Consider the following 25,480-nt stretch of genomic DNA (forward strand, 5'->3'; position numbering starts at 1 on the left):
GTTATAAACTCAAAGATCACAAGTCAAAATAAATTATTTAGGCTGCATACGAATCGCGCCATCTAAACGAATCACTTCACCATTCAAATAACTATTTTCAAAAATATGCCCCACAAGCTGAGCAAACTCTTGAGGCTTTGCCAACCGCTTCGGAAATGGCACCATTTCACCCAACGCATCTTGTACATTTTGCGGCATCGCCTTCAACATTGGCGTTTCCATAATGCCTGGAGCAATGGTCATCACTCGAATTTTTTCACGTGCTAGCTCGCGTGCCAGCGGTAAAGTCATTGAAACCACAGCGCCCTTAGAGGCTGCATAAGCGGTCTGGCCAATTTGTCCGTCATAGGCTGCAACCGAAGCTGTATTCACAATCACTCCGCGTTCTTCTTCACCAGCTTGAAGTTCATATTTCGCGATTAACTGCGCAGCAAAACGCAGCATATTAAAAGTACCTGAGACATTGATGTTTAATACTTTTTGGAATAACGCCAGCTCATGAATACCATCACGACCCAACACTTTGGCTGAAGGCGCTACACCTGCACAGTTCACCAAACCATTCAATTGGCCATATTCCGCCTCGACTTCTTGGAAGAAACTTTGCACAGCGTGCTCATCAGTAACATCGAGGCTTTTAAACTGAGCATTTTCACCCAACTCACGCTGTAGCTCTTCACCTAAAGCTTGGTTCATATCCACCAAAATGACTTTCGCGCCTTGCTCAATCAAATGACGTGCTGTCGCTGCACCTAAACCCGATGCACCACCAGTGACGACAAAAACCGTCCCTTGAATCTTCATTTATTTTTCCTTGTATGATTGAATGCTACGACTTAAGAAGAAATGTAAACACAGAAGCACTTGAGTACAATTTCCAAATATTGCATCTTCCATGATGGTTTTGGACAATGCTCAAAATGCACAATAAAAATATGGAAGCCACTATGACTGCATCGGAACATGCAAACGCCCAGAAAGATTCCATTTCAATTGCTTTGGTACACGAAGCATTGTTTGAAGCTGAAAAGCAGGGATATGCAGTTGCTGATATTTTGAAAAATGCAGGCATCAATAGCGAATTGTTAAGTGCGACAAAAACACGAGTCTCAGTCAATCAATATGCACAGCTCTGGACTGAACTGGCCAATGTCATGAATGATGAGTTTTTTGGAATGGATCGCCATGCTATGCGCCGTGGCAGTTTTCAGTTTTTATCTAAATCACTATTACACACCACCCAGTTGGAGCAAGCCATTCAGCATATTTTGCAGTTTATGAATCTGGTACTAGACGACTTTAGCAGTCAACTCATGGTGCAAGAGCATTATGCCTATATTGTGATTTATGAACGACAACAGCCCAAGCGTATGTTTAGTTACGCAACTTACATCATGCTGATTCATGCCCTAATGTGTTGGCTAGTGGGTCAACGGGTGATTTTGAATCAAATTCAACTCAGATGTAATGCACCTACAAATGACATCGACTACAAAGTTCGTTTTTGTGAGAATATCCAATATCAAATGGCTGAAAACTATATTCAGTTCGATGCCAATTATTTAAAAATGCCCATAAAACAGGACAGTAAATCGTGGTATCAATTTATTCAGCAAACCCCACATATTTTACTGACCCGTTATAAAAATCCACATTCAACCAGTGCCCAAATTCGTCGCTATTTAATGCAAGAACCCCCGACCCAGTGGCTTGAACTGTCTGAAATTGCCCATCATTTCAATATGTCTGAGGCGACTATTCAGCGGCGACTGAAAAGTGAAGGTTTTAGTTATCAACAGCTCAAAAATGATATACGCCGCGATATGGCCATTGAGCTGCTCAGTAACAGCCAAGTATCATTACAAGACATTAGCACTGAACTCAATTTTCATGATCCGAGTGCTTTCCATCGTGCTTTTAAAAAGTGGACTGGGGTCAGCCCCGGTGCTTATCGTCAAAATAAGGATGCTTAATTTCAGTCGATTGGTATAAGCAACTACGAAACGCTCTTGCTCTTTCTACATAACAAATAACCAACCCATAAAACTCTCTCGTTAAAGTAAACCTCAACATTCTATTGTTCTGGGTTTGGTTTTGATTGGCCAAATGAAATGTCAACAGGGCTTATAAATTAAATTGAATTTTTGATGCTCATTCATCGGAAAATTAGGGCACTGTCGCACTTTGTCACTGACTTAAAAAAATTACCTGCCATAGTGATCTCGTCATATTGTTCTTGACACAATGTTGAATATAGTCAAATCATTATAAAACCAATACAATGGTGCAATGAGTTATTCAGAACATTTTAGACGTAAAATTTTAGCTAAGCTTGAGGAAGGTTATTCTATTCGAGCGGTAGCTGCACAATTTGAAATTAATAAAAATACCATTGTTCAATGGAAGAAACGTATAGAGATTAAAAAAACTCGTGTACGTAAACCTTCTAAAATTAACGATGATGCTTTACGTGAAGATGTTGAAAAGTATCCTGATGCTTATCAATATGAACGTGTGGCACGTTTTAATTGTGGTGTTTCATCTATTGGTGCTGCATTAAAGCGCTTAAATATTACAGTTAAAAAAAGACGTTAAGCCATCCTAAAGCAGATACAAAGCTTAGGGATAAATTTATTCAGCAAGTGAATGAATTAGAAAAAAACCACCCGATTATTTATCTGGATGAAAGTGGTTTTAAGTCACATGATTACAGACCTCATGGCTACTCACGAAAAGGAGTACCCTGTCTAGGGCAATATAATTGGCAATTAAAGAATCAGACCAATGCCATTGGAGCAATCCATAAAGGGTATTTATTTTCAGTCGGTTTATTTGACTGCAAAATCAATTCAGATGTTTTTCATTTTTGGATTGAGCAATTCCTCATACCAGAATTACCAGAAAATAGTGTAGTGGTTATGGATAATGCAGCATTTCATAAAAGAGCAGATATTCAGGAGTTATTGGAACAACAAGGGCATAAAATTCTTTGGCTTCCTGCATACAGCCCTGATTTAAATGCTATAGAACAGATGTGGGCATGGGTTAAACGTAAGCGTAAAGAATGGTTGATCGATTCAGTCGATGAGTTATTTCGAGTTTTTTTCGAATCTTGTATGAATAATAAAGTAGTTTGACTATAAAAACATCATGGAGGGAACACATGAGCACCCAATTAAATAAAAACTTAATGAAAAATATCGGATGGTTATCATTATTGCTGTGCAGTCAGCAAGTGATAGCAGACTCATACATTTATGTGACCAATACCACCCCAGAAACGGTATCCGTCAATATTAATCATCATGGTACACGCACCTTAACTCAGGGGAGTCAATGGGCTCAAGAAGCCACCCAAATTGCACCTTATGAAACCAAACGTGTACTGCGTTTTAACCGTTATACTGGGGTAAAGTCAGGTCAAACTTATAATTTTGATACCGTGATTACAGGCGGTGGTTCCAGTGTCACCCTGAAGCAATCTATGACTGGCAATTAGTCTGGCAGTGATATTAAACACTCTGCATCTGGCAGTGATTTCTCTGCACCATGGTTTAACGATCGTAACATTCAGCGCTTCAACACCAATTATGCAGGAAAAGCAGCGCAGACTGCTTTTAAAGCTGAATACACTGGTGGTTATGACGACTTCCACTACACTATCCATCAAAATACCGTGCCAGAACCCGTTGTCAGCAGTGCCGATGAGTTTAAAGTTTTAACCTACAATATTTATGCTCTTCCTTTAGTGGCAAGTAAAATTGATTCGCGTTTAGAACAACTGCCGCAAAACCTAAAAGGCTACGACGCGATCTTATTCCAAGAAACCTTTGCTTCTGGTCGTACCGCCATGTTGGCCAAATTAGCGCAGGAATATCCGTACCAAACTTATATTCCAATCGGTTCAGGTTTCAATATCTATGACAGCGGCATATTGGTTGCAAGTCGCCATCCAATTGTAAAAACGGATCATTTTATTTACCCGAGCTGTACAGGCATTGACTGTTTTGCCGATAAAGGCGTGATTTATGCTGAAATTCTCAAGAATGGCAAAGCCTATCATGTGACCTCCACGCATACCGCATCGTTTGATACCGACGCGGCACGTGATATGCGCCAGCAACAATTTAAGCAAATCCGCGCTTTGGTCGATAAGCAAAATATCGCGTCATTTGATGCGGTACTCATGGGCGGTGACTTTAATGTCAATAAACTACTGTGGCCGCAAGATTATGCGCAAATGCAAATCAACTTGAATGGTACGGTACCAGTCAGCACAGGATATACCGAATCGACCTTCGATCCACGAGTGAATAAACTCGCAGGTGCAGGACTCACGGGCGGCTCTACCGTAGAATATTTAGACTATGTAGTGTCATCCAATAACCACCGTCAGCCTATGCAAGCACGTAATGATGTCCGTATTCTTCGCTCGGCTGCCGACCCCGTATTTATGACTTGGGACTTATCTGACCACTTCCCAGTAATGGGTCAATTCCAATACAACCCATAAGGAAGAATAATGAAGCGCTTTGGGCTTATCGCTTTGGTGCTGAGTGTATTGGTGATCGGTGTGGTGATATGGTTGGGCCTTGGCTCATCATATGCCACATCGGGTCAAACTCAGGCATCCTCACCGTCCCTTACAGAGACTGCTCAACCCAGCAGTTTGCAAGAGAAGCTTGCCGCTGCAAACAATGACGAGTCAAGAATGCAGCAACAACAGCAACAAGAATCCATCCAAAAAATGATTCAACACTTTCAAAAAAACCCGGGCAATATCACACAATTATTAAACCAGTTACAGCAAAACTACCCTGATACCAACTGTCAGGCATTATTAAAACAGGTATTGGACGAATATCCAGATCAACAGTTTGCTCAAACTTTAAAACAATTGATAGAACGCCCACCACTGTACGAAAAAGAAATGCAAGCTAAAACCATGTCAACACAAATGACACCGCAACAGCGTTATCAGGAGATTTGGAACTTACGCGAACAGACTTTAGGTAAGCAAGAAACACAACTCGGCTTTGCTGAAGAAAAAGATTTTGCCAGCTATCAGTTTGCTTATGGTGAGCTCTTGAGCCGCGCACCGCACATGACCTTACAACAACGACTGAGTGAACTTTCACAACTACAGCAACAATATAAAAACCCGAGCAAAAATATTGATGGTCAAAGTGGTAGTTATGATAAAGCCCTTAAATTGGCTTTAATTGGCGTCACCGACCCAATACAGCAACAAGAAATTACCCAACAAATTCGTAACAGCTACTTTTCAGGCAAAGATGTAGTGCAATTGGCTGAACGCGAACAACAAGTCGCTCGACAACAACAACAGATCGCCAGTTATCAATCTGAGCTTGCTGCTCTAAACCAAGAAATGAACCAGCAAAAACAAAACTTAGCTGAAAGTGCATGGCAACAGCAATATCAACTCCGTCTAGAACAACTGAGGCAAAAGCACTTTAACTAGTGGCTTAAACGTTCATCATTCTCCACCCTAAACAAAGCAGCTAAAGCAAGGTGATATACCTCATGTTGCTTTAGCTGGTCCTTGTAAATTTCACTTCCACAATATGTCTAAGTTTGAATCAGTAATCTTAAAATAAAGAGTATTGCAACAATACCGAAAATATAAACATTATATTTCAATAATTTAAAATAAATTCAAATAAATTTTTAATTGAGATTCCACAATATTCCAGATTGAATACTTCTTTTTAATCGATCCGAGTCCATTGGAACAATAGTGTAAAATGTAAACAGGAACTCAATTTAATAAATTTAGGCTTTTCATTTACTTAACAAATCCATCTTTCATTTATCGGAATCTATTTGCAAAACATTCCAAAATAGATTACTTTTTACTCACTTTTAAAGCATTTTTAATGCTTATTTTCGGCTGTACTCCCCCTGTTTAATCACCTTATTTCTTTTAAAGGTTATGACATGCTTAAAATGATTGATGTTCTCGATCAACGTCTGGTGCAAAACTTTACTCAAGCTTTGCAGTCTCCTACCCCACAATTTGAAGAGCAACTGGATCAAGGTATTCTCAATGCATCAGACCTTGAATTAAATCATGCTGTTACTGCATTTTTTAATGAAGTTAATGCGATTGAAGCTGCTCAAGCATTAGATATTAGCGCTGACCGTATTCAAGCCCTGCAGTTAGGTGCATCGTTTAAAGATGAACAATATCTAGCTGATCTAAAGAAAATTGTGACGCTTTGCCTTGCACTTGAAACTGATGCTTTAGAGCAAGTTGAAGTTTCTGACAGCTTACAAGACTATCCTATGTAAGCTTGCAATCCCTTAAAAAAAGCGACTATTACAGTCGCTTTTTTTACATTCAAAATGAATGATTTAGTTATGCAGTCTTCATATAAGAAGAAATTATTCTATGCTTTTTTAAAGTTATTCTATATTGCAAAATCGCCACATACTTCAATCTATTTATTAAATTTCAAGTATTTAAATCAAGGTTGTCTGCTTATTTCAATTTAATATTTTGTTATCCATTTTTCTTTTTTTATTTTTCGCATACATAAGGTTAAAAGAATCCACAAATAAACTTATTTAAATGATGCAACATGGAAAACTTTAAACTACTGAGCACTTCACTGATTTTAGGTCTGATCGGCTCTTATGCCCATGCCGCTATTCCAAACACACTTAAACTCGATTATGCCTACTACGCACCAACCAGTCTTGTGGTGAAAGAACAAAAACTGTTAGAAAAAGCCTTACCTAAAACTGAAATTAAATGGGTGTTTAGCCAAGGCAGTAACCGCTCATTGGAATATTTAAATAGTGGCAGTGTCGATTTTGCTTCAACCGCAGGACTTGCAGCCGTACTCAGTCGTGCCAACGGCAGTCCAATCAATACCGTTTATATCCAGAGCCAACCTGAATGGACTGCTTTGGTGGTTGCTAAAAACTCCCAAATTAAAAGCCTAAAAGACTTAAAAGGAAAGAAAATTGCCGCAACCAAAGGCACAGACCCTTTTCTATTTACCTTACAAGCGCTGGATACAGTGGGTCTAAATAAACGCGACGTGCAACTGGTTCATTTACAACATCCAGATGGCAAAACGGCTTTAGAACGCGGTCAAGTCGATGCTTGGGCAGGCCTAGATCCACTGATGGCTTCGGCACAAGTGCAATCTGGCGCAAAACTACTGTATCGAAATATTGGGTTTAATAGTTATAGTGTGCTCAGTGTCAAAGAGTCTTTTACTCAGCAAAGTCCCGAAGCCATTGAAGCCGTGATTAAAGCTTATGAGCAAGCACGCAAATGGGCCAAAGCTAATCCAGAGAAACTGGCGGAGTTATTGGCACGCGAGTCCAAACTTCCGTTGAATGTCGCAAAATTACAATTAAGCCGTACCAATTTTGATCAAAACATCCCGTCAGCCAAACAGATTACCGCATTACAAAAGTCTGGTGGCATCTTGAATGAAGAAGACTTAGTCCGTAAAGGCACCAATGTTAATCAAGTCGTGACTCAGTTGTTTAAACCACAATATGCACAAAAGGTTGTAAGCAAATAATGACCAAGTCAGTCACGAGCTCTTTCACCCCTATTGAAGTGAAAAAGGGTTCCTCAGTTCAGTTGAAATTGAAGAGTGTTCTCAAAGCGATCACCCTTCCAGTGCTCTTACTGATTGCTTGTGAATATCTGGTTCGTGCAGGTTTTATTGAACCTTATTTATTGCCTGCACCTAGTAGTCTGTGGCAAACCTTTCTAGATTTATGTCAGGCAGATTTATGGATGCATGTCTGGACCAGTACATGGCGGGTGTTTTTAGGCTTTTTTATTGGGAGTGCTCTGGCGTTAATTTGTGCGATTTTGGTCGGGCTTAACAAACAGGTTGAAGCATTTTTAGAACCCAGTTTTTCAGCGGTTAAATCCATCCCAAGCTTAGCGTGGATTCCTCTACTTTTACTGTGGTTGGGAATTGATGAAGCATCGAAGATTACCCTGATAGCGATTGGCGCATTTTTTCCGACCTATACCAACACTGTCGCAGCGATTAAAGGGGTTGATCGCAAGCTCATCGAAGTCGCACGAGTCTATCGATTGAAGTACTGGCAGCAAGTGCAACAGATTATTTTACCTGCAGCATCTCCGGGAATTTTAACGGGACTGCGTAACAGTTTAAGTTTGGCATGGATGTTTATGATTGCAGCAGAACTGATTGCAGCGACACAAGGCATAGGCTACTTACTGAGTGATGGCCGAGAAACTTCACGTCCCGATATTGTGATCTTAGCAATTATTCTTTTAGCCGTACTTGGAAAATTCAGCGATGGCATTATGAAAGCCATCGAGACTTGGCTACTGCGTTGGCGTGACGTATTTGGAACATAAGGTAGAAAAAATAAAAGCGCATCAACTGCGCTTTTATTTTGAAGGGAACAATGAAATTATTGTGTCCACTGCCCTAAAGTGACGCGGTCATTACCACCATAATCTTTCACCGTACGGACTTGTTTATAGCCCGCTTCTTTAAAGATTTTCTGTACAGCGTCAGCTTGGTCATAACCATGCTCAAGTACCACCCAGCCATCAAGAGTTAAATGCTTTTTACCTTGCTGGATAATGACTCTTAAATCAGCCAAACCATGATCTGCCGCAACTAGAGCACGTTCAGGCTCAGTTGCTAAGTCTTGCATGTGATCATCATCGGCATCGATGTACGGCGGGTTCGAGACAATCACATCAAAAAACTTTCGATTCAGCGGTGCAAACCAACTGCCACACACAAAAGTCACATCATTTAAGTCATGCTTTTCTGCATTTTGCTGCGCAACAGCTAAAGTTGGCTCATAAATATCGGTCGCCGTAATGTCCCACGTGTCCCGTTCACTGGCCAATGAAAGCGCAACCGCACCTGTCCCCGTACCTAAGTCGACAATGCGCGCATCTTCAGGTAAGTCTAAACGTAGTACAGTTTCAACCAGTACCTCGGTATCTGGACGTGGAACTAAAGTGTCAGAAGTAACAATCAAATCTAGCGTCCAAAACGGCTGCGAACCTGTCACATAGGCCAAAGGTTCACCTGCTTCGATTCGTGCCAAGGCAGCAACATAGGCCTGCTCTTGTTCATCGGTCAGCACTTGATCTTTTTTCATAACCAAATCAAAAGAATCAATTTTGGTAATGTGCTCCAACAACCATGCATTCTCTTGACGTTCGTAACTCTCAGCTTCACCACGTAAAGCCAAAGCTTGGGCAATATTCATTATCCACCATTCTGCTGTGCAAGCATCGCAAGCTGATCTGCTTGATATTCACGATGTAAGCTATCTAATAGTTCAGTTAAATCGCCTTCCATAACCGCATCTAACTTGTATAAAGTTAAGTTAATACGGTGATCGGTCATACGACCTTGTGGGTAGTTATAGGTACGGATACGTTCTGAACGATCACCCGAGCCGACCAAGTCACGGCGCATTTCAGAAGTTGCTGCATCAGCTGCTGCACGTTTTGCATTTTCCAAACGTGAAGCAAGTAAAGCCATCGCTTTGGCTTTGTTTTTATGCTGCGAACGCTCTTCCTGACATTCCACCACCGTTCCTGTTGGAATGTGGGTAATACGCACAGCCGAATCGGTTTTGTTGATGTGCTGACCACCCGCACCTGAGGCACGGTAGGTATCAATACGTAAGTCTGATGCATTAATCTCGACCGTTGTATCGACATCAATTTCAGGCAAAATCGCAACGGTACACGCCGAAGTATGTACACGACCCTGAGACTCCGTTGCAGGTACTCGTTGTACACGGTGCGCGCCACTTTCAAACTTCAAGCGGCCGTAAACGCCCTCACCATTCACCAAACAAATAATTTCTTTATAACCACCGTGTTCGCCTTCATTTTCAGACAACACTTCAATACGCCAGCCTTGTGATTCAGCGTACTTGGTATACATGCGGTATAAATCACCCGAGAAAATAGCAGCTTCATCACCGCCTGTTCCCGCTCGAATTTCCAAATATGCAGAGTTCGCATCATTTGGATCTTTCGGAATCATTAAGATATTTAAATCAGCTTCTAAAGACGCAATAATGGCTTTATTTTCTTTAATTTCTTCAACAGCCATTTCCTTAAAATCAGGATCTGACAGCATCGCTTCAGCTGTTTCAATGTCTGCTTCAGCTTGTTTGTACTTGGTCCACACTTCTGTGATTTCACTTAAATCACTATGTTCACGTGACAACTGACGAAAGCGTTTGTTATCCGAAATGACTTCTACATCTGCAAGTAATGCTGTTAATTCTTCGTGACGGTCAGAAAGTTGATCTAATCGTAAACGTAACGATTCTTTCATTAGGAAAATATCTCAATATAAAGGCTGCAATACAGTTTCACAGCACCAAAAAATTTGCGCTTAGTTTAACGGCTCTATCACGCAAAGAACATCTTTATTCAATCCTGAGCGACGTTTACTTTATACACCTCAGTAGATTGATACACTTTTAAAGCGTGTTTATGCGCTTACTAACGCTTAAAAAATGCAAAACAGCTTATTTCATATACATCTTTTAAATAGGTCATTTCAGCTCAAAATTCAGAGTGTGAACTGCATCACTCCTAGGTTTATCCACATTTGCATGATTTTGGATAAATTTCATTCTGCTTATTCACATTTGTAATAAAACTGATACAAACAAGAAACCAACGGGTTTCAATTTAGTTTTAACTCTCCACAATTAACTGGAATCTTTTTGTTACATTAGCCACATCGAAAAAAGTAAGACAGTTCAACCAATGTTGGACATGGAGAAACACATGAAACTTAATACACTCTTAATGTCAGCAACATTAGCAACGGCATCTATGTTTACTGCAACTGCGTATGCAGACAGCACAACTCGCGTTGCAGCAGCCAGTGCTTTAGGTAGTGTTGCAGGGACAGCAATTGGTAAAAACATGGGCGGCACAACTGGTGCAACTATTGGCGCAGCACTTGGTGGTGCAGGTGGTGCAGCAGTTGCAAGTGACAAACGTCATCGTACTGAATCTGCTATTGGCGGTGCGATCGGTGGTGGTGCGGGCTATACCGTAGGTAAAAGCATGGGCGGCACCAATGGTGGCTACGTGGGTTCTGCATTAGGTGCAGCGGGCGGTGCAGCACTCGGCAACAAAATCTCAAAAGATAAACAGTATGACTCTTACCATGGTAAAAAATGGAAGAAAAAACATAAACACCATTAATTAGCTGCATCGTAAAGATGTCATTGAAAGCACCTTCGGGTGCTTTTTTATGGCACAGATTTAGACGCAATAACACTCTAGTCAAACTGGTAGAAAATACGAAGAGTCGTTACACAGCACTTACCAAAGCAACGGTTTCGATAAAGTTTCTCTTCATTATTCTTCCAACTTGTTTCGCTAAAGTGAAATCAAGACAAAATGAACATGCTCTTAGGAGTTTAAAAATGAAAATTAAATCAATTTTAATGAGTACCGTAATTGCAGCTTCTGCATTAACGATGACCACAACATATGCAGGTAATACAACCAATACCGCACTGACGTCTGCATTAGGTGGTGTTGTCGGTGCGGCGATTGGTAACCAAATGGGTGGACAAACAGGCGCGATGATTGGTTCTGCCATTGGTGGTGGTGCAGGTGCAGCCGCTTCAGCCAACAAACGTGACCGTAATGGTGCAATCATTGGTGGAGCACTCGGTGGTGCTGGTGGTTATACCGTAGGTAAAAACATGGGCGGTACCAATGGTGGATATATTGGCGCAGGTCTCGGTTCAGCGGGTGGCGCAGTTCTAGGTAAAAAAGTCTCTGAAGACCGTCGTTATGATGATGAATATGACCGCCGTTACGATGACCGTTATGATCGTCGTTATGACAGCCGCGGCTACCGTAACAGCAATTATAAATATAATGGTCGCGACTATCGTGGTGACAATGGCCGTCACTTGGGCTGGTACAAAAACGGGAAACGTTAAGCACCTATAAAATATTTTCAAATAAAAAGCACCTTCGGGTGCTTTTTATTTATCTCACAGTCGACACTCAAAAAAGACACTGTATCGTCTCTGCGATACAGTAGCTTACTTCTTTTTGCTTTAAACGTATGTGTGGCTGGTGCGGATCAACGATGTTGAATAGATATTTAGTTTTATTTTTAAATCAATATCTTATATAAAACAACCAGAATATCGAATAAAATCGATATACAAAATAACAGTTATATCGTATTATTTCGATATATAAAGCAAAACTGAGAAGTAGAATGCGCACGTTGTCCGAGACTCAATTTTCTATTTTAGAATTAGCTCCTGTCCGCGAAGATCAGACTGTACAACTCACCCTACAGCATAGCTTAAAATTGGCCCAACAAGCTGAGCGTTTAGGCTATAGCCGACTCTGGCTTGCGGAACATCATAATATGGATGGTATTGCCAGCTCTGCAACTGCGGTGCTACTCGGCTATTTACTCGCAAATACCTCAACCTTAAAAGTGGGTTCTGGCGGTATCATGCTCCCAAACCATGCACCACTGATCGTAGCGGAGCAATTCGGTACGCTTGCGACACTCTATCCAAACCGGATTGAATTAGGCTTAGGTCGAGCACCGGGTACAGACCAAGTGACCATGCGCGCACTTCGCCGTGGCCGTCAAGAAACTGAAGATCAGTTCCCACAAGATGTCTTAGAAATTTTGCATTACTTTAAAGACGCTGAGCCGAATCAGCGCATCATTGCAACTCCAGGGCAAGGGACACATGTGCCTGTATGGCTACTCGGTTCAAGTTTATTTAGTGCACAACTGGCTGCAAAACTCGGACTTCCCTACTCTTTTGCATCACACTTTGCACCGCGTATGCTGAAACAAGCGATTCAGCTCTATCGTGAAAACTTTGAACCCTCTGAATACTTATCGAAACCTTATGTGTCTATGGGTGTCCCGACGGTCGTTGCTGAAACCGATGCTGAAGCTGAATATCTAGCGACCAGTGCCTACCAACGAGTTTTAGGTCTTATGCGCGGTCAGAGTTTAAAGTTAAAAGCACCAATTGCCAGCATTGACGGTCTATGGTCACCTGCGGAAAAAATGTCGGTAGATAGTTTTTATGCCATGGCCCAAATCGGTTCCAATGGCACGGTGAAAGAAGGCTTGAAACAGCTTCTTTTAGAATATGATGTCGATGAGTTCATTTTCACCTGTGACATCTATGACACGGACAAACGTTTAGAAAACTTTGAACGTCTCATGCAGATCAAAAATAGCTAAGTACAAATGAAGTGAATCGCCTTATGCGTATTAATGCATACCCATAAGGCGACATACATAAATGAATAACTAAAATCTCAGCCGATATCTAAAAAATCCTTAAAACCCTGCAAAAACTGCTGATATGTCTAGGGTCTGTTGAGAATTACCGAGAGTTAATTAAACTCGCGCACAATTGAATCATGGCTTCAAAACTCGTATCTGTTTTACAACTACGCATCGCTATACGTTTAAATTCTTTTAACTTACAGAAATAGTTTTCAATGAGATGACGCCATTTATACATAATCGTATCAAATGCTCTCATTACTTTTCGATTAGATTTAGGTGGGATCACCACTTTCACTTTACGTTCATTGAGTTCTTGGATGAGCCAATCTGCATCAAATGCTTTATCAGCCAGTAATGCTTGAAAATCAACATCTTCAATTAAAGGTTTGGTTTCTACTAAATCGTGATATTGACCAGGCATTAATCGAAATTTAATAAGGTTGCCTAGACTATCCACTAAGGCAAGAATTTTACAGGTCATTCCACCTCGAGATTTACCTATAGACTGTTTGAAAGTCCCCCTTTTGCACCTTGCCCATGTCGATGAACTTTAACAATCGTTCCATCAATCATGGCGTATTCCAAATCAACATCTTCATTTACAGATGCAAAAATATTTTCAAATACACCAGCTTTCACCCAATCACGGTATCTTTTAAAGACGGTATTCCATTTACCAAAATGAGGAGGTAGATCACGCCATGGACTGCCTGTACGGGCAATCCATAGGACTGCTTCTAAAAATAATCGATTATCTTTTCCACTACGACCTCGATCGGTCACTTTACCTAGGCAAAAAGGTTCCATTTTTGCCCATTGGGCATCGGTAAGTATGTATCTATCCATAGTACTATTGTAAATTAATCAGTAGCATTTGTTAATTCTCAACAAGCCCTAGACTAAAGTTAGCGTGACTGCTCAGACAATTTATCACTTTGCCTTTTAGAGCAAAAGCACTAAAAATCATAAATTAAGGAAAGACGATAAAAAACAATTAAGGATAGAACATGGTCAATTTGCATTCAACAGAAAACATATCTGGTTTATTTCAAAACCATCCCGAATATTTTCAGCATTTTAAAGGACAACTGATTGCTGCTTCAGAAATTAAACAACATACTTTTGCCGAGCAACGTGTCGCCATTATTGGTACCAACCAGCATACAGTAACTGCCCTCGAATCGATTTGTCAGGTCGCTCAATCGGTCTGTGTTTTTCAAAACGCACCGCAATTCATCTTGCCAAAAACAGAGAGCGGAATTCAGCGTTTAATCCAACATCCTTTGGTTATTAAGAACCGACGCCTATTTAATACACGCATCAAATGCCTACTGGCCCTACGCTTTTTAGAAACCCAAGTTCAAGACCCATGGCTTAGACATCAACTCAAACCTAACTCCGCTGCCGATAAACTTAAATTTTTCAAGTCCGATCATTATTATCACGCCTTACAGCGCGACAACTGTAAGCTAATCACTTGGCCAATCGTCAAAATTCGAGAACATGATATTCAAAGTTTAGATGGAGCTGAATATCTCGTCGATGTGATCATTACCACCTATAGTCATTAACCGTATAGGGTAAGTTTATACCCACTTACCCGTTGTTTATTTCGTCACACCTGTATACCGATAGCCTGTATTTGAACGCTGATAACGTAAGTACTTTCCAGTCGGTCGACTGTTTTGATCCAATAAAGTGATATCAATCTTGTTTAAGTCTTTTGAAACACGAATATATGAACCGCGCTGCTCTTCGTCATAATGACAGTCATAATCTACTTCAATTGAACTTAACTGCTGTTTTTTGGTCTGAAAAACTGGTGTTGCTGTCAAAGCTTGGGCATGCATTTTAAAGGCTTGAATTTGATAGAGACCGTGACAACTATCGCCTTTGTAATAACTTTGAATCAGATAAATCGGCTGTGCACCCCATTTCAGTTGATCAATCTTTAAAATATAGCCTGTTTCTAAAGGCTGAAGTTTAGTGGAATTGCTCGATTTCATCTGCACATAGGATGAAAATTCACCCATGGTACCGCCACCACCTACATCAAAGGTATAGAATTTAAGCAGTTGGTCCGGTGAGGCATTAATCTTTAGTCTAAGATTTTCAGTCAATTTGGGGAAAGAATAAGCATAACTTTCTGCATTTTCACGGATTAAATCAACCACATCATTTTCGATCTGTTGATTCACTGCATAAAAATCTAGCGCTGCATATTTTTGATCAATGGCCTGCTCAGCCTGCTGAATTGATATATTTTGCGCATATACAGCCATATTAAAATGAGCAAAACAAAATACACCTAATAGGCATTTTGATATTATTTTCATTTGATCTAATCTGTATTTTTATATTGATCAACATTATAAAGCATCATCAATATGAGGCTTTATAATGTAATGACAATATCAACCAATGCGACGTTTTAAACCCGTCATTTGGAGTACACGAGTTGAAATTTCTTCAATCGACATTTCCGAGACATTTAAGTATTTAATCCCTTCAGAGATATAAATCCCTTCAATTGCGCGAAGCTCCATTTGACACTGGCTGAAGCTTGCATAACGGCTATTGGCTTTACGTTCAGAGCGAATAGCAACCAGACGTTCAGCATCAATCATCAAACCAAAAAGCTTCTGCTTATGTGCGCGAAGTACCGCAGGTAAACGGTTGTCATCCAAGTCTTCTTCTGTCAATGGATAGTTTGCTACACGAATCCCAAACTGTAATGACAAATAAATTGAAGTCGGTGTTTTACCCGAACGTGATACCCCAATCAGAATCAGATCGGCCTTGTCATAGTGGCGTGTACGTGCACCATCATCGTTATCCAAAGCAAAATGCACCGCATCAATACGTGCTTTATAAGACTCCGAATCGGTCACCGCATGGGTCTGTCCGACTAAAGTTGTAGGCGGTGTTCCCAACTCTTCAGACAATTTACTAATAAGCCCCTCAAATACATCAAGATTTATAGCATTTGCAGTATTAATAATGTCACGCACGTACGGGTCGACTAAAGTGTCAAAAACCAGTGGCTTTTGTCCGTCTTGTTGCGCCCTTAAATTGATCTCAGCAACCACATTTGTAGCAGCTTCTTCAGAGCTAATATAAGGAATAATATGAATGTCAAAGTCAACATTTGGAAACTGCGCCAATAGCGAGTGCCCAAGGGTTTCAGCGGTAATTGCAGTACCATCTGATACAAAAAAAACACTCCGCTTAAATTGTTTACTTCCTGACATTAAAATTCTCCTCAAAAATTTGTCTTAGTGCTATATAATCTTTATAGTAAACCGATCTTACATGACTGTCGCTTAGTAAAATCAAAAAGCTAAGTAGATTTGTTATAATCTGATGCCAAGATAGTGATTAAATACTGCAAAAGTGGAGTAACAACTTTGGAAGCGCGCGTAATTGGTCTAGAAAAATTAGGGAAACACGACGTTGAACTTGTAGGTGGGAAAAACTCATCTTTAGGTGAAATGATCAGCCACCTATCAAATGCAGGTGTATCTGTACCAGGTGGCTTTGCTACTACAGCTCAAGCATATCGTGAATTTCTCGAGCAAAGTGGCCTAAACGCTAAAATCAATGCAGAGTTAAAAGTCCTCAATGTTGATGATGTAAATGCTCTTGCTGAAACAGGCGCGAAAATTCGCCAATGGATTGTAGATACCCCACTTACGGCAGAACTCGAACAAGAAGTTCGTAAAGCATTTGCAGAGCTTTCAAACGGCAACCCAGATATCGCGGTTGCCGTTCGTTCTTCAGCGACAGCAGAAGATTTACCAGATGCTTCTTTTGCAGGTCAACAAGAAACCTTCTTAAACATTCGCGGTATCGACAACGTATTGATCGCGATCAAAGAAGTATTTGCATCACTGTATAACGACCGTGCAATTTCTTACCGCGTACACCAAAATTTTGCGCATGATGTTGTGGCTTTATCTGCTGGTGTTCAGCGTATGGTCCGCTCTGAAACTGGTGCAGCGGGTGTAATGTTTACACTCGACACTGAATCAGGTTTCCGTGACGTAGTTTTCATCACTGCATCTTATGGTTTGGGGGAAATGGTTGTTCAAGGTGCAGTAAACCCTGACGAATTCTACCTCTCTAAACCCCTTTTAAATGCAGGCAAGCACGCTGTCCTCCGTCGTAATCTGGGTTCTAAACACCAAAAAATGATTTATGGCGAAGAAGCATCTGCAGGTAAATCAGTTGTTGTGGTTGATGTTGAAAAACAAGAGCGTCAACAATTCGCATTAAACGACCACGAACTACAAGAACTTGCAAAACAAGCGCTGATCATTGAAAACCACTATGGTTCTCCAATGGACATCGAGTGGGCAAAAGATGGCGATGACGGTCAAATTTATATCGTTCAAGCGCGCCCTGAAACAGTGAAGAGCCGTGAAAACGTCGGCACCATGGAACGCTACCTTTTAAAACAAAAAGGCACTGTGATTTGTGAAGGTCGTTCAATCGGTCAACGTATCGGTTCTGGTAAAGTACGTATTGTTACGTCTATTAAAGAAATGGACAAAGTACAAGACGGTGACGTGCTTGTATCTGACATGACTGACCCAGACTGGGAACCAGTAATGAAGCGTGCCGCTGCAATTGTCACTAACCGTGGTGGTCGTACTTGTCACGCAGCGATTATTGCGCGTGAATTGGGTGTTCCAGCAATCGTCGGTTGTGGTAATGCAACTGAAGTTCTAGTAGACGGCCAAGATGTAACTGTTTCATGTGCTGAAGGTGATACAGGTTTCATCTACGAAGGTTCTTTAGATTTCGAGATTCAAACCAACTCAATCGAATCTATGCCAGAACTTCCGTTCAAAGTAATGATGAACGTCGGTAACCCTGACCGCGCATTTGACTTTGCACAAATTCCAAATGAAGGGATTGGCCTTGCACGCCTTGAGTTCATCATTAACCGTATGATCGGTGTTCACCCTAAAGCATTGTTGAACATTGACAGCTTGCCACGTGAAACACGTGCTGCGGTCATGGCACGTACTGCGGGTTATGCATCTCCAATCGAATTCTATGTTGAAAAACTGGTTGAAGGTATTTCTACCCTTGCTGCAGCATTTGCAGACAAACCTGTGATTGTTCGTATGTCTGACTTTAAGTCAAATGAATATGCAAACTTGATCGGTGGTAAGTTATACGAGCCTGAAGAAGAAAACCCAATGTTGGGCTTCCGTGGTGCAAGCCGTTATGTGTCTGACAACTTCCGTGACTGCTTCGAATTAGAATGCCGCGCGTTGAAAAAAGCACGTGACGAAATGGGCTTAACCAATATTCAAATCATGATTCCTTTCGTACGTACTGTACATGAAGCGAAACGTGTAATTGAATTATTGGCGTTAAATGGTTTGAAACGTGGTGAAAATGGTCTGAAAGTGATCATGATGTGTGAGTTACCAACGAACGCATTATTAGCTGAACAGTTCCTTGAACACTTCGATGGCTTCTCTATCGGTTCAAACGACTTAACCCAGTTAACGCTTGGTCTAGACCGTGACTCTGGAATTGTTTCTCACTTATTTGATGAACGTGATCCAGCCGTAAAAGCACTTCTTTCTATGGCAATTCATGCATGCCGTAAAGCAGGCAAATACGTCGGTATCTGTGGTCAAGGCCCATCAGATCACCCAGATCTTGCGCAATGGCTTATGGAACAAGGTATCGAATCTGTATCACTTAACCCTGACTCAGTATTAGACACTTGGTTCTTCCTTGCAGAAGAAAAAGTTCAAAAAGCTTAACTCTTTGATGCGAAAAAAAGACCCTTTCATGGGTCTTTTTTATATCTATTCTTTTAACGCATCCGCATTAAAACAAGCATATTGATACAAAATTTAGACTAAGTTTGGCATTCATGCAGCAATATCTTGATTGAGAAGAGATCGCATTGCGATAAAGCTAGAAGAAGCAGCATAATCCTTGCTACACTGTCCTGCATTTTGTGTAGTTTTGGTTAATTTCAGCTTGAAATTCTCTAGACTATCCGCATGTTTTATCATAGATTTTTATTTGTTTTTCATCTGAAACAAATACATTTATTATTTGAATATCCCAATTTATATTTTGAGATTAAGTTTATATGCAGATTTACTTGGCACGAAATAATCAACAAGCCGGTCCATATACCTTAGAGCAGTTGAATCAGATGCTCGCAAGCCAACAAGTTTTATTGACGGATTTAGTTTGGCATCAGGGTTTGCCTGAATGGAAAGCTTTAGGTGAACTCACCCAAGGAAAACTGGCGTATGAACCTGTAGGTTATCAGCCTCAACCCCCTATTCCTGAGCCAATGCATGCGCCAAATCAATTTTCACAACCAAACCGCCTAGCGGCAAAAGTTGCTCAACCTGAACTGGCATCGATAGGCACACGTGTCTTAGCCAAAGTCATTGATTTACTTCTTTGGCTCCCTGCCGCTGCTATTCCCTCGTTCTTTTTACAAGCAGATAAATTTGGTGAACTCACTGAAATTCAGCAAAAAATGCAAGCGGCTACTACAGCCACTCAGGCCAGTGAACTGCAAGCACAACTGTTCAGTTTGATTCCAACTGAAGCATGGACCACCATGGGAATTTACCTGCTGATTATGCTCGGTATCCAGGCCTTTTTCTTAGCAAAAAGTGGTCAAAGTATTGGCAAAAAAATTACCAAAATTAAAATTGTAGACGTAGAAACCAACGAAAAAGTCAGCCTTTTGCGTGTATTCACATTGCGCAGTGTTGTCTTTATTGTGCTCAATATGCTGTTCATGCCGTTTATTACCATCATCGATCACGTCTTTGGTTTAACTTCAAAGCGTCAAACTTTGCACGATAAGCTGGCGAAAACCAAGGTCATTAAGCAGTAATTTGACCATATTTAAGCTGAGGTTTGGCGCACCTCAGTTTTCCGCAGTTTATTGATATTCAAAATAAATCCACAAAGAAATTATAAAATTCCGAGTGAAAAATCGGTTTTTATAACAGTCATTTAAAGCATCTTTACGTATAGCTTAGTTTGTCGATATGAGGCATAATGCCCTACAACGTAGCGGTGTCTTATGATTGAGAAGTGTTTTTAGACTTAAAAAGAAACTTTTCAATCATGCTACACTTTATTCGCTATCCCAATTTTATTAGGGAATGGGACTCTTCACCGAGGTTGTAAAATGAGACAAACGATTTTAGCTGTATTGTCTTTATCTGCGATAGCCGCGCTCTTAACTGGGTGTGGTGGTGATATGGTACTTCTAAACTCAAAAGGTCCAGTTGCACAAGGTCAATCTGACTTAATGATGACTGCGATCTATTTAATGCTATTGGTGGTTATTCCATCAGTCGTAATGGCATTATGGTTTGGTTGGAAATATCGCGCGTCGAATAAAGATGCAGACTATAAACCTACATGGGCACACTCTACTGCAATTGAAATTGTAGTTTGGGGTATTCCTGTCATTATTATTGGTATTCTGGCTTGGTTAACTTGGTGGGGTTCACACAAGTATGACCCTTACCGCCCACTCGAATCTGATAAAGCACCTGTAAATATTCAAGTCATTGCAGAACAGTTTAAATGGATCTTCATTTACCCTGATCTTAACATTGCGACGGTTAACGAAATTCGTTTCCCTGAAAAAACTCCAGTTGCACTTAAAATTACCTCTAACTTCACGATGAACTCGTTCTTCATCCCTGCGTTAGGCGGTCAAATTTATGCAATGGCAGGCATGCAAACGCACTTGAATTTGTTAGCAGATGGAACTAGCCCAGCTGAAGGCTACCGCGGTTTCTCTTCAAACTATTCAGGCTACGGCTTCTCGCAAATGCGCTTCCGTGCTCACTCTGTAACTGACGCTCAATTCGCTGAATGGGTTGCTGCAGTTAAAGCAGGTAACGGTACAAGCATTAATCCTAAAGCTGTACAAAAAACAATTTTAGATCAAGCTGAATTTGAGTCTTTACGTGACGGTAACCGTGGTAAACACCAAATTGAAGTTTTGATTTCAAAAGCAAAAACTCCTGAAGAGAAGGCTGCTGCTGAGGCAATGAAGCCTTATCCAACTAAGCCACACCCTGTGACTTACTACTCTTCTGTAGAGGAAGGCTTGTTTAAGTCAGTCATCAGCAAATATATGAGCAACTATCACGGTGCTGATCACTCAGCGACTGCGGGTGCTCACGGGGCTGCTTCATCTGAAGCACATGCCGCTGTTGAACCTGCTTCATCAGTTGTAGGGGAATAAGACATGAGCTTCTTAGGTAAGTTAGGTCCGGACGTTATTCCGCACGATCCAATTGTACTGGTCACAGTTGCAATGATGATCTTAGGTGGTATCGCAGTTGTTGCTGGTATTACCTACTTTAAAAAATGGGGCTACTTGTGGAACGAATGGTTCACATCAGTCGACCATAAAAAAATTGGTATCATGTATCTTTTCGTATCGATCATCATGCTTTTGCGTGGTTTCGCCGATGCGATTATGATGCGTCTTCAACTGTTCCTTGCAAAAGGTGGCGGTGAAGGTTATTTACACCCAGAACACTACGATCAGATCTTCACCGCACACGGTGTAATCATGATCTTCTTCGTAGCAATGGGTCTAGTTGTTGGCTTAATGAACATCTCTGTACCACTTCAAATTGGTGCACGTGACGTTGCCTTCCCATTATTAAACTCTCTAAGCTTCTGGTTATTTGCTGGTGCTGCAGGCTTAATGATGGCATCTCTTGCAATTGGTGAATTCGCTGCAACAGGTTGGATGGCTTATCCTCCTCTTTCAGGTATCGAATATTCTCCAGGCGTGGGTGTGGACTACTATATCTGGGCACTTCAGATTTCAGGTTTAGGTACGCTATTAACAGGTGTTAACTTCTTCGTTACCATCATTAAAATGCGCGCGCCTGGTATGTCACTTATGGACATGCCGATCTTTACTTGGACATCTTTGTGTACAGCTGTATTGATCATTGCGTCATTCCCAGTGTTAACAGCAACAATTGCGATGTTAACGCTTGACCGTTACTTCGGTTTCCACTTCTTTACAAATGACATGGGTGGTAGCCCAATGTTGTATGTAAACTTGATTTGGACATGGGGTCACCCAGAAGTTTACATCTTAGTATTACCAGCATTTGGTATTTACTCTGAAGTTGTATCAACGTTCTCTCGTAAAACGTTGTTCGGTTACAAATCAATGGTGTATGCAACAATTGCGATCACAGTACTTGCGTTCGTAGTATGGCTTCACCACTTCTTCACCATGGGTGCTGGTGCGAACGTGAATGCGTTCTTTGGTATCATGACCATGGTTATTGCGATTCCTACAGGTGTGAAAATCTTCTCTTGGTTATTCACGATGTATAAGGGTCGTATTACCTTCACTACTCCTATGTTATGGACGCTTGGCTTCCTTGTAACATTCGGTATTGGCGGTTTAACTGGTGTATTAATGGCTGTTCCACCTGCGGACTTCCTTGTACACAACTCATTGTTCTTGATTGCTCACTTCCATAACGTAATTATCGGTGGTGTGGTGTTTGGTATGTTTGCCGGCATCATTTTCTACTGGCCGAAAATGTTTGGTTGGAAGCTCAATGAAGCATGGGGTAAAGCTGCGTTCTGGTTCTGGTTCTTCGGTTTCTACTTTGCGTTCATGCCACTTTATATCCTTGGTTTCATGGGTATGACTCGTCGTTTGAATACATATGACAACCCTGAATGGGATCCGTACATTGCTATTGCATTCTTCGGTTCTGTGTTAGTCGCGATTGGTATTGCATGTTTCGTTATGCAGATTGTTGTTGGTTACTTACAACGCAACGACAACCTCGACCTTACAGGCGATCCATGGGATGGTCGTACACTTGAATGGGCGACTTCGTCTCCTGCTCCGTTCTACAACTTTGCTCACCTTCCAACAATCAATGGTATTGATACGTTCTGGAATGACAAAGAGAATGGCGTAGCATATGCGAAACCTACTTCATACGAAGACATTCATATGCCAACGAATCGTGCTGCTGGTGTTGTGATTGCCATGTTCATTACTGTTATGGGCTTTGGTTTAATCTGGCATATCTGGTGGTTAGTTGTTGTGATGTTCATCGCTTCTATTATCAGCTTCATCGCGTCTTCGTTCACGAAGAAAGTGGACTACTATGTTCCTGCTGCTGAAGTTGAGCGTATTGAAAATGAACGTTACGCGATTCTTGAAAAACATTTGAAGAAGGACTAAGACAATGGCCGACGTACTTCATCACGAAAACCACGGACACGATGAGCATCATCACCACGATGATACTGACATCACCGTCTTTGGTTTTTGGACTTATTTGATGAGTGACTTGATTCTATTCGGTACACTCTTCATCGCGTTCGCTGTATTAAGTAGCCACGTTCCAGTAGGCACTCCAACAGCTCAAGATTTGTTTGGCGAGTCATTAGGCTTCGTTCTTACAGAAACTTTTGCCCTGTTGATTTCTTCTGTAACTTTCGGTTTTGCTGTTTTAGCTGCTTACAAGAAAGATGTTGCCAAAGTTCTAACTTGGTTAGGCGTGACATGGGTTTTCGGTGCGATCTTTATTGGTATGGAACTTTATGAGTTCAACCATTTAGCTTTCCATTATGAATATGTAAACTCATTGGGTGAAACTATTCATGGAGCTGGACCAACTACAAGTGCGTTCTTATCTGCGTACTTTACTTTGGTTGGTACGCACGGTATTCACGTAACTTCAGGTTTGGTATGGATGATCATTTTGATGATTCAGATCAAGAAATATGGTTTGACTCTTCCGAACATGCGTCGTTTAGCTTGCCTAAGCTTGTTCTGGCACTTCCTTGACATCGTTTGGATCTGTGTATTCAGCGTAGTTTACTTGATGGGAGTTCTCTAATGAGTCACGATCACAACTCTGCTGGTGCATCACACGGTAACACTAAGCAATATATGATTGGCTTTATCCTATCTGTTATTCTTACCATTATTCCTTTTGGTATGGTAATGGCAGGTGGTTTTGGCCGTGGTATTGTTATGGCGGTTATTGCAATTACAGCGGTTGCTCAGGTTCTAGTTCAATTAGTTTACTTCTTGCACATGAACTCATCTTCAGAGCAACGTTGGAACGTGATTGCATTTATCTATACAGTACTTTGTATTGCTGTACTTCTAGTCGGCTCTGTATGGATTATGAACTACTTACACTACAACATGATGATCTAAACTGATCGTCATGTTGAAAAAGTATTTATTCCTGACTAAACCAGGAATTCTCTTTGGTAACTTCGTTACCACTCTGGGCGGCTTCTTTTTAGCCGCTCAGGGGTCTGTAGATTTCCTCCTTCTTCTCATCACCCTACTCGGTACAACACTGGTTGTTGCTTCTGGCTGTGTCGTCAATAACGTCATTGATCAAGATATTGATCAAAAGATGGAACGGACGATGAACCGTGCATTAGTTAAAAAAACCATCAGTCCTTCCGTTGCTTTGGCATTTTCTGCTGCGCTTGGAATATTAGGTTTCGCCCTACTCTGGTTCTTTGTTAATGCTTATGCCTTTGGCTTTGCTGTACTTGGTTTTGTGGTTTATGTGATTTTTTATAGTCTATGGAGCAAACGCACATCTATTCACCAAACCGTGATTGGAAGTATTTCTGGTGCTAGTCCACCAGTGATCGGCTATACAGCTGTGACCAATGAATTTGATGTTGCCGCATTGTTGCTTTTCTTAGCATATGCACTTTGGCAAATGCCTCATTCATGGGGAATTGCGGTATACCGCTTTGACGACTATAAAAATGCAGGCATTCCAATTTTACCTGTAGCACGTTCAATTTTCCGCACGAAAGTTGAAAGCTTGATTTATGTCTTGCTGTTTGCTGCGGTGTTAAATGGTTTGTATTGTTTTGGCTATACCAATATGTTTTTTCTTATCACCTTTAACGCACTCTGTGCTTATTGGGTATATTTATCAATCATTGGTTTTAAAGCTGAAAATGATCAGGTTTGGGCAAAACGCTATTTCTTATATTCAGTGATTTTAATTACTGCATTAAGTTTTAGTTTTAGTTTTAGCTATGTCTCACCTGCGCCACATTTGCCGCTGTTTTAAAAAGATAGAGTTCTCTCTATC

The 25,480-nt window shown here is 41.0% G+C and carries 24 protein-coding genes and 1 pseudogene; 19 read left to right on the forward strand and 6 right to left on the reverse strand.

The window, feature by feature from the left end:
* Positions 1-33: 33 nt before the first annotated feature.
* On the reverse strand, positions 34-804 hold the full coding sequence (locus tag HUK62_RS11200) for a 3-hydroxyacyl-CoA dehydrogenase (protein ID WP_176537884.1): 771 nt from the start codon (positions 802-804) through the stop codon (positions 34-36).
* 143 nt (positions 805-947) lie between these two features.
* Here HUK62_RS11200 and HUK62_RS11205 point away from each other — a divergent pair, with 143 nt between their 5' ends.
* The 8 genes and pseudogenes from HUK62_RS11205 (at position 948) to HUK62_RS11240 (ending at position 8,383) form a co-directional block, all read left to right on the forward strand.
* Positions 948-1,973: an AraC family transcriptional regulator gene (locus HUK62_RS11205; protein ID WP_176537885.1), complete on the forward strand. Its 1,026-nt coding sequence runs from the start codon at positions 948-950 to the stop codon at positions 1,971-1,973.
* A 316-nt stretch (positions 1,974-2,289) separates the two neighbouring features.
* Positions 2,290-2,595 carry an IS630 transposase-related protein gene (locus tag HUK62_RS11210; protein ID WP_176537748.1) on the forward strand — a complete coding sequence of 102 codons (306 nt, stop codon included), beginning with the start codon at positions 2,290-2,292 and terminating at the stop codon, positions 2,593-2,595.
* 47 nt (positions 2,596-2,642) lie between these two features.
* Positions 2,643-3,137, forward strand: a complete 495-nt coding sequence (locus tag HUK62_RS11215) for an IS630 family transposase (RefSeq protein ID WP_267314090.1) — start codon at positions 2,643-2,645, stop codon at positions 3,135-3,137.
* Between the two features lie 53 nt (positions 3,138-3,190).
* Positions 3,191-4,513 (forward strand): annotated as a pseudogene (locus HUK62_RS11220) (sphingomyelin phosphodiesterase).
* Between the two features lie 9 nt (positions 4,514-4,522).
* Positions 4,523-5,482 carry a hypothetical protein gene (locus HUK62_RS11225; protein ID WP_176537886.1) on the forward strand — a complete coding sequence of 320 codons (960 nt, stop codon included), beginning with the start codon at positions 4,523-4,525 and terminating at the stop codon, positions 5,480-5,482.
* A 476-nt stretch (positions 5,483-5,958) separates the two neighbouring features.
* Entirely contained in the window at positions 5,959-6,312 is a 354-nt protein-coding gene (locus HUK62_RS11230) for a hypothetical protein (protein ID WP_176537887.1), read from the forward strand.
* A 290-nt stretch (positions 6,313-6,602) separates the two neighbouring features.
* On the forward strand, positions 6,603-7,562 hold the full coding sequence (locus HUK62_RS11235) for an aliphatic sulfonate ABC transporter substrate-binding protein (protein ID WP_176537888.1): 960 nt from the start codon (positions 6,603-6,605) through the stop codon (positions 7,560-7,562).
* On the forward strand, positions 7,562-8,383 hold the full coding sequence (locus tag HUK62_RS11240; protein WP_176537889.1) for an ABC transporter permease: 822 nt from the start codon (positions 7,562-7,564) through the stop codon (positions 8,381-8,383). The genes HUK62_RS11235 and HUK62_RS11240 overlap by 1 nt, the downstream gene beginning before the upstream one ends.
* 56 nt (positions 8,384-8,439) lie before the next feature.
* Here the strand turns inward: HUK62_RS11240 and prmC are convergent, their stop codons facing one another.
* Entirely contained in the window at positions 8,440-9,258 is an 819-nt protein-coding gene (gene prmC, locus HUK62_RS11245; protein WP_176537890.1) for a peptide chain release factor N(5)-glutamine methyltransferase, read from the reverse strand.
* Positions 9,258-10,346 (reverse strand): peptide chain release factor 1, encoded by a 1,089-nt coding sequence (prfA, locus tag HUK62_RS11250; protein ID WP_004982013.1) that lies wholly within the window; start codon positions 10,344-10,346, stop codon positions 9,258-9,260. Before prfA ends, prmC begins: the two co-directional genes overlap by 1 nt.
* 461 nt (positions 10,347-10,807) lie before the next feature.
* Between prfA and HUK62_RS11255 the strand changes: the two genes are divergently transcribed.
* The 3 genes from HUK62_RS11255 to HUK62_RS11265 all read left to right on the forward strand — a co-directional run bounded on the left by HUK62_RS11255 (position 10,808) and on the right by HUK62_RS11265 (position 13,274).
* The gene (locus HUK62_RS11255; RefSeq protein ID WP_004696467.1) at positions 10,808-11,233 is read left to right on the forward strand and encodes a hypothetical protein; all 426 of its coding nucleotides are present in this window, start codon (positions 10,808-10,810) and stop codon (positions 11,231-11,233) included.
* Between the two features lie 224 nt (positions 11,234-11,457).
* The gene (locus HUK62_RS11260) at positions 11,458-11,985 is read left to right on the forward strand and encodes a hypothetical protein (RefSeq protein ID WP_004982017.1); all 528 of its coding nucleotides are present in this window, start codon (positions 11,458-11,460) and stop codon (positions 11,983-11,985) included.
* 287 nt (positions 11,986-12,272) lie between these two features.
* Complete coding sequence (locus HUK62_RS11265; RefSeq protein ID WP_176537891.1) at positions 12,273-13,274, forward strand: LLM class flavin-dependent oxidoreductase; 1,002 nt, start codon at positions 12,273-12,275, stop codon at positions 13,272-13,274.
* 145 nt (positions 13,275-13,419) lie between these two features.
* Here HUK62_RS11265 and HUK62_RS11270 read toward each other — a convergent pair.
* Positions 13,420-14,171 (reverse strand): IS5 family transposase gene (locus HUK62_RS11270; protein WP_176537334.1). Its coding sequence is split into 2 segments (ribosomal slippage): positions 13,420-13,835 and positions 13,835-14,171, totalling 753 coding nucleotides; the frame shifts between segments, so codons are not numbered across the junction.
* 161 nt (positions 14,172-14,332) lie between these two features.
* Between HUK62_RS11270 and HUK62_RS11275 the strand changes: the two genes are divergently transcribed.
* Positions 14,333-14,896 (forward strand): flavoprotein, encoded by a 564-nt coding sequence (locus tag HUK62_RS11275; protein WP_176537892.1) that lies wholly within the window; start codon positions 14,333-14,335, stop codon positions 14,894-14,896.
* Positions 14,897-14,932: 36 nt separating this feature from the next.
* On the opposite strand, the gene HUK62_RS11280 is transcribed toward HUK62_RS11275, so the two are convergent.
* Both HUK62_RS11280 and HUK62_RS11285 read right to left on the reverse strand, forming a co-directional pair.
* Positions 14,933-15,607 carry a hypothetical protein gene (locus HUK62_RS11280; protein ID WP_176537893.1) on the reverse strand — a complete coding sequence of 225 codons (675 nt, stop codon included), beginning with the start codon at positions 15,605-15,607 and terminating at the stop codon, positions 14,933-14,935.
* 132 nt (positions 15,608-15,739) lie between these two features.
* Entirely contained in the window at positions 15,740-16,576 is an 837-nt protein-coding gene (locus HUK62_RS11285) for a pyruvate, water dikinase regulatory protein (protein ID WP_005400687.1), read from the reverse strand.
* 156 nt (positions 16,577-16,732) lie between these two features.
* Between HUK62_RS11285 and ppsA the strand changes: the two genes are divergently transcribed.
* The 7 genes from ppsA (at position 16,733) to cyoE (ending at position 25,459) form a co-directional block, all read left to right on the forward strand.
* The gene (gene ppsA / locus HUK62_RS11290) at positions 16,733-19,111 is read left to right on the forward strand and encodes a phosphoenolpyruvate synthase (RefSeq protein ID WP_176537894.1); all 2,379 of its coding nucleotides are present in this window, start codon (positions 16,733-16,735) and stop codon (positions 19,109-19,111) included.
* A gap of 338 nt (positions 19,112-19,449) precedes the next feature.
* A complete protein-coding gene (locus HUK62_RS11295) occupies positions 19,450-20,217 on the forward strand; it encodes an RDD family protein (RefSeq protein ID WP_176537895.1) in 768 nt (255 codons plus the stop codon).
* Positions 20,218-20,517: 300 nt separating this feature from the next.
* Complete coding sequence (gene cyoA, locus HUK62_RS11300; RefSeq protein WP_004696450.1) at positions 20,518-21,591, forward strand: ubiquinol oxidase subunit II; 1,074 nt, start codon at positions 20,518-20,520, stop codon at positions 21,589-21,591.
* Between the two features lie 3 nt (positions 21,592-21,594).
* Entirely contained in the window at positions 21,595-23,583 is a 1,989-nt protein-coding gene (cyoB, locus tag HUK62_RS11305) for a cytochrome o ubiquinol oxidase subunit I (RefSeq protein WP_176537896.1), read from the forward strand.
* A 4-nt stretch (positions 23,584-23,587) separates the two neighbouring features.
* A complete protein-coding gene (cyoC, locus tag HUK62_RS11310) occupies positions 23,588-24,244 on the forward strand; it encodes a cytochrome o ubiquinol oxidase subunit III (protein ID WP_176537897.1) in 657 nt (218 codons plus the stop codon).
* The gene (locus HUK62_RS11315) at positions 24,244-24,570 is read left to right on the forward strand and encodes a cytochrome o ubiquinol oxidase subunit IV (protein WP_058869866.1); all 327 of its coding nucleotides are present in this window, start codon (positions 24,244-24,246) and stop codon (positions 24,568-24,570) included. The genes cyoC and HUK62_RS11315 overlap by 1 nt, the downstream gene beginning before the upstream one ends.
* A 10-nt stretch (positions 24,571-24,580) precedes the next feature.
* The gene (gene cyoE, locus HUK62_RS11320; protein WP_004982036.1) at positions 24,581-25,459 is read left to right on the forward strand and encodes a heme o synthase; all 879 of its coding nucleotides are present in this window, start codon (positions 24,581-24,583) and stop codon (positions 25,457-25,459) included.
* Positions 25,460-25,480: the final 21 nt, after the last annotated feature.

Source organism: Acinetobacter sp. NEB 394 (assembly GCF_013374795.1).
Taxonomy (GTDB): Bacteria; Pseudomonadota; Gammaproteobacteria; order Pseudomonadales; family Moraxellaceae; genus Acinetobacter; species Acinetobacter johnsonii.